The 4,522-nt window shown below is 74.3% G+C and carries 5 protein-coding genes; 2 read left to right on the top strand and 3 right to left on the bottom strand.

What is annotated here, in order from left to right:
* Nucleotides 1–862, top strand: an 862-nt coding sequence (locus ND748_RS25935) for a TolB-like translocation protein (RefSeq protein WP_251748743.1), incomplete at its 5' end; no start/stop codon positions are given.
* 25 nt (nt 863–887) lie between these two features.
* Here the strand turns inward: ND748_RS25935 and ND748_RS25940 are convergent.
* Together ND748_RS25940 and ND748_RS25945 are read right to left on the bottom strand one after the other, a co-directional pair.
* On the bottom strand, nt 888–1,229 hold the full coding sequence (locus tag ND748_RS25940; RefSeq protein WP_251748744.1) for a nuclear transport factor 2 family protein: 342 nt from the start codon (nt 1,227–1,229) through the stop codon (nt 888–890).
* Entirely contained in the window at nt 1,226–1,891 is a 666-nt protein-coding gene (locus ND748_RS25945) for a TetR/AcrR family transcriptional regulator (RefSeq protein ID WP_251748745.1), read from the bottom strand. Before ND748_RS25945 ends, ND748_RS25940 begins: the two co-directional genes overlap by 4 nt.
* A 204-nt stretch (nt 1,892–2,095) precedes the next feature.
* Here ND748_RS25945 and ND748_RS25950 point away from each other — a divergent pair, with 204 nt between their 5' ends.
* Nucleotides 2,096–3,370, top strand: a complete 1,275-nt coding sequence (locus ND748_RS25950) for an NAD(P)/FAD-dependent oxidoreductase (RefSeq protein ID WP_251748746.1) — start codon at nt 2,096–2,098, stop codon at nt 3,368–3,370.
* A 15-nt stretch (nt 3,371–3,385) separates the two neighbouring features.
* On the opposite strand, the gene ND748_RS25955 is transcribed toward ND748_RS25950, so the two are convergent.
* Nucleotides 3,386–4,333, bottom strand: a complete 948-nt coding sequence (locus ND748_RS25955) for a ParA family protein (RefSeq protein WP_251748747.1) — start codon at nt 4,331–4,333, stop codon at nt 3,386–3,388.
* Nucleotides 4,334–4,522: the final 189 nt, after the last annotated feature.

Below are 4,522 nucleotides of genomic sequence, written 5' to 3' on the forward strand. Positions count from 1 at the left end.
GCCGGCGGGGGAGCGGCTGGTGTTCCGCTCGACGGCGTGGGGTCCGCACCGCGACGAGCTGGTGTCCGTGCCGGCCGCGGACCCGGCCGGGCCCCGCACCGCCTCCGGCGTGCGCTGCCTGCGCTTCCACGCCGCCGGCGGCACCGGCATCTGCCTGCGCCGGGTGCCGGGCGTGGTGGGGGACAGCTACCGGGCGGTGGTGCTCGACGCGGACCTGCGCGAGCGGCGTGACTACCCGCTCGGCGGCATCCCCACCCGGGCCCGGGTCTCGCCGAGCGGACGCATGGCGGCCTGGACCGTGTTCGTCAGCGGGGACTCCTACGCGGGCACCGCGTTCTCCACCCGCACGTCCATCCTCGACACCCGCACCTGGCGGCTGGACGGCAACCTGGAGGACTACCGGATCGTCCGGGACGGTCGGACCTACCGCGGCCCGGACGTGAACTTCTGGGGGGTGACGTTCGCCGACGACACCCACTTCTACGCCACGCTCGCCACCGGCGGGCAGACCTACCTGGTGCGCGGCGACGTCACCGCGCGCACGGTCACCACCCTGCGGGCGAACGTCGAATGCCCGTCGCTGTCGCCGGACGGCACCCGGCTGGCGTTCAAGAAACGGGTGGCGGGCCTGCCGGCCGACGCGCCGTGGCGGCTGACCGTCCTCGACCTGCGCACGATGCGCGAGACCGCGCCGGCCGAGCGGCGCAACGTCGACGACCAGGCGCTCTGGCTCGACGGCCGCACCCTCGCCTACGCCCTGCCCGGCGACTACGGCAGCGACCTGTGGACGGTGCCCGCCGACGGCGGCGGCAGTCCGCGGCGGCTGACCACGGCGGCGCTGGCTCCCGCCGTGGTCGGCTGACCTGCTGACCTGCTGACCGGTCCCCTCAGGCGGACTTGCGGGGCAGGCTCCAGTAGTCGCGGTTGACGGCGATCCGGCCCTCGCGCAACGAGCCGAAGGAGGACCCGCGGATGCCGGCCGGCTGCATGACCCACTCGATGGCGTAGGTGGCCCCGTCGGACAGGGTGGTCAGGACGTCGTAGGTGGTGCCCGCCGTCTGGCTCAGCGCGTGGTCGATGAACGCCCGGGCCGCGTCGGTCCCCGTGGCGCCGTGGCCGGTCGGGACGTCCTCCAGCACGACGTCGGGGGTCAGGGTGGCCAGGATCGCGTCGGTGTCCTGCTTGTTCCAGCCGGCGAAGTAGTCGTCGATGACGGTGGTGTCGGTCATGGTCGTGTCTCCTCGGTGAGGGCGGGCCGCGCCAGGCCCGCCGGGTCGATCCGGTCGGCGACGGACGGCGCTGCCGGCACCGTCGCCAGCACCCGGCGCAGGGCGCGTTCGAGCGTCGAAAGGTCGTCCAGGCCCGGTCCGCTGACGCCCGCGGCGGCCAGGCTCGGATGCGTACCGCCCGCCGCCACCAGCCCCCGGGCCGCGAGCCAGCCGGTGAACAGCAGGTAGGTGGCGGTGAACAGCTCGACCGCCGCGGTCTGCGGCAGGCCGGCGTCGTGCAGGATCGACAGCGCCGTGCCGGTGAGCCGCCCGGCCGCGGCGGAGGGCTGCGAAGCCGTCAGGGCGCGCATCCCCGTGCCGGGGTAGCGCCGGAACGACTCGTCCATCGCCGTGACGAGCCCGACGTACTGGTCGATCCAGGGCGCGACCGGATCGATCTCGATGCGGATTTCGGCGGCGACCGCCTCGACGACCCGGTCGGCCAGGTCCTCGCCGCCGCGCAGGTGGTAGTGCACCGCGGGCGGGGTCACGCCGAGCTCGTCGGCGACCGCGCGCACGGTCAGCCGGTCGAGCCCGCCGCGCTCCACCACGCGCAGTGCGGCGTCGAGCACGTCGCGCTGGCTCAGCGGCGCCGGCTGGGTCCCGCCGCGCCTGCGTGCCACCGGCCGCCTCCCGTCCCCGGACTCCGCCGGTGGTCTGAACTCCACCGCTGGGTCGAACTCCACCGCTGGTTCGAACTCCGCTCCAGATCCGAACGCCGTCACTGGTCTGAACTCCGCCACAGGTTTGGAGTCTGCCTCGTGGACCGTCTCGAGGTTCATTATGCCATAGTTAATGACTGCGGTCATGACCTGAGGGAGGCCGATATGGGCAGCGACATCGACGGCGACCTGGACAGCCCTGGCGACCTGGACAGCGAGGTCGTCGTCATCGGGGGCGGGGTGGGCGGCTGCGCGCTCGCCGCCCGCCTGGCCGCGGCGGGTCTGGGTGTCACGGTGCTGGAGCGCGAGCGGGTCTACCGCGACCAGATCCGCGGCGAGGCGATCGTGCCGTGGGGCTATCGCGAGGCCGTCGAGCTGGGCCTGGGCGACACCGTGCTCGGCACCGAGGGTGCGTCGGTGATCAGTCGGATGGTGCCCTACGACGAGATGCTGACCGTCGAACGGGCCCGCGCCGCCGCGACGGACCTGTCCATGGCCGTGCCCGGCGCCCCGGGGATCATCGGCGTGGGCCATCCGGAGCTGCGCGAGGCGCTGGCCACCGCGGCGGCCAAGGCCGGCGCGACGGTCGTGCGCGGGGTCGGGCGTTCCACGGTGGATCCGGGCCCGGCGCCGTCGGTCACCTACGAGCTGGACGGGGCGCACCGCACCGTGCGCGCCCGGCTCGTCGTCGTCGCCGACGGCAAGAACTCCGCGACCCGCACGGCACTCGGCATCCCGATCACGGTGACCACCCCACGGGTGCTGCTCACCGGGCTGCTCGTCGACGACGGCGGCGCCTGGGACCGCGCCGAGACGACGCTCGGCGTCGACGGGCGCAACCAGTACATCGTCGTGCCCCGCGGCGCCGACCTGATCCGGCTCTACATCGCCCGGCACGCCGCCGACCCCGAACGGTTCAACGGGCCCGAGCGGGTGGCCCGCTTCCTCGAGGCGTACCGCTCGCCGGCGCTGCCGTGCCCCGACGCGCTCGCCGACGCCACCCCGGCCGGGCCGTGCGCGACCTTCCCCATGACCGACGCCTGGACCGACAACCCGCTGCGACCCGGGATCGCGCTGCTCGGCGACGCCGCCGGCTGGAGCAATCCGGTCACCGCCCAGGGGCTGAGCATCACCCTGCGCGACAGCCGGGTGCTCGCCGAGGCCCTGCTCGACGCCCCCACCTGGACCCCGCAGACGTTGCGCGGCTACGCCGAGGAACGCGGCGAGCGGATGGCGCGGCTGCGCTTCGCCACCGCGCTGACCGATCTGCTGTCCGCGTTCGGGATGCCCGAGCGGGCGACGAAGCGCCGGCGGATGACGAAGCTGCTGCGCGAGCGCCCGGACCTCGGCGCCGCGCTCGGCGCCGTCCACGCGGGCCCCTGGGCGCCCGGCGCGCAGGCGTTCTCCCCGGACATCCTGACCACCGTCGCCCTCGCCTGACAGCTGAGACGGGACTCAGGCGGTCGCGCGGGCGTCGGTGGCCAGGCGGCGCAGGAACTCCTCGACCACGTCGACCAGTTCCCCGACGACGTCGCCGGGCACGTCGGGACTGAGCACGGCCGGCAGTTCGGTCTCGGTCGAGCCGGTGAAGCTGCGGGTGCTCAGCCGGACCATCGACTCGAACACGGGGACCCCGAGGCTGGCGGCCTGGTGGATGTGGGGCCGCAGGAAGCTGGTCGGCTGCCCGCGGTAGTACTGCACCATCATGAGCACGACGCCGAGCACCCGCGGCTCGAGGCGCTTCGCCGCGGGATGCACGCCGGACTGCAGGTCCGCGACCCGGTTGTACTCCCAGACGTAGCGGCGCAGCTTGCCCAGCAGGTGCTCGATGCCGAGCGCGGAGAAGTTGTCCGGGCGGGCCGGGATGAGCACGTGGTCGCAGGCGGCGATGGCGGCGCGGGTCATCACCCCGAAGTGCGGCGGGCAGTCGATGAGGACCAGGTCGTAGTCGCCCATCCCGGGGGAGGCGAGCCCGGTGGCCAGGCGCTGGTAGACGTCGAAGTAGTGGCGGGTGGACCGGTGCGCCTGCGCCCCGCCCAGGTGGGCGGCGAGGTTCATCTCGATGTCACCGAGCGACAGGTGCGAGGCGAGCAGGTCCAGCGAGCCGCCGCGCTCGGCGACGGCGGCGGCGGCGACCGGCGGGGTTGTCACGTAGCCGGCCAGCGGGGGCGGGAGGGTCTCCGGGCGCCACGACTCGAACCAGGCCTTGACGGTCCTGCGGTGGTCGGCGAGCTCGGTGCGCCAGACCTCCGGCTGGTAGAAGGAGAAGGTGAGGTTCGCCTGCGGGTCCAGGTCGATCAGCAGGACGCGGCGGCCCAGCCGGGCGATGGCGGCGCCGATGTTCGCGGTAAGTGTCGTCTTGCCCACCCCGCCCTTGTAGCTGGCGATCGCCACGACCTTCACCGCATCCTCGCTCCCGGTCGTGCGCCCCGCCCGACCGCGCGGTGACGTCTCCTCGTGCCTGGCCGGACCGGTAACTGCTCCGTGTCCGGCTCACAAGCAGACTACGGCCGGCCGGCGGGGTGGCCGGATCGGGCGATGGGCCCACCGTCCCGGGCGGCGGCGGCGCGCCGCCCGGGAGCCCCGCGCGAC

This window comes from Frankia sp. AiPs1 (genome assembly GCF_023716945.1).
Lineage (GTDB): Bacteria > Actinomycetota > Actinomycetes > Frankiales > Frankiaceae > Frankia.

Coding starts and splice junctions, on each gene's coding strand:
- ND748_RS25940 (WP_251748744.1), bottom strand. CDS start 1,229: ATGACCGACACCACCGTCATCGACGACTACTTCGCCGGCTGGAACAAG.
- ND748_RS25950 (WP_251748746.1), top strand. CDS start 2,096: ATGGGCAGCGACATCGACGGCGACCTGGACAGCCCTGGCGACCTGGAC.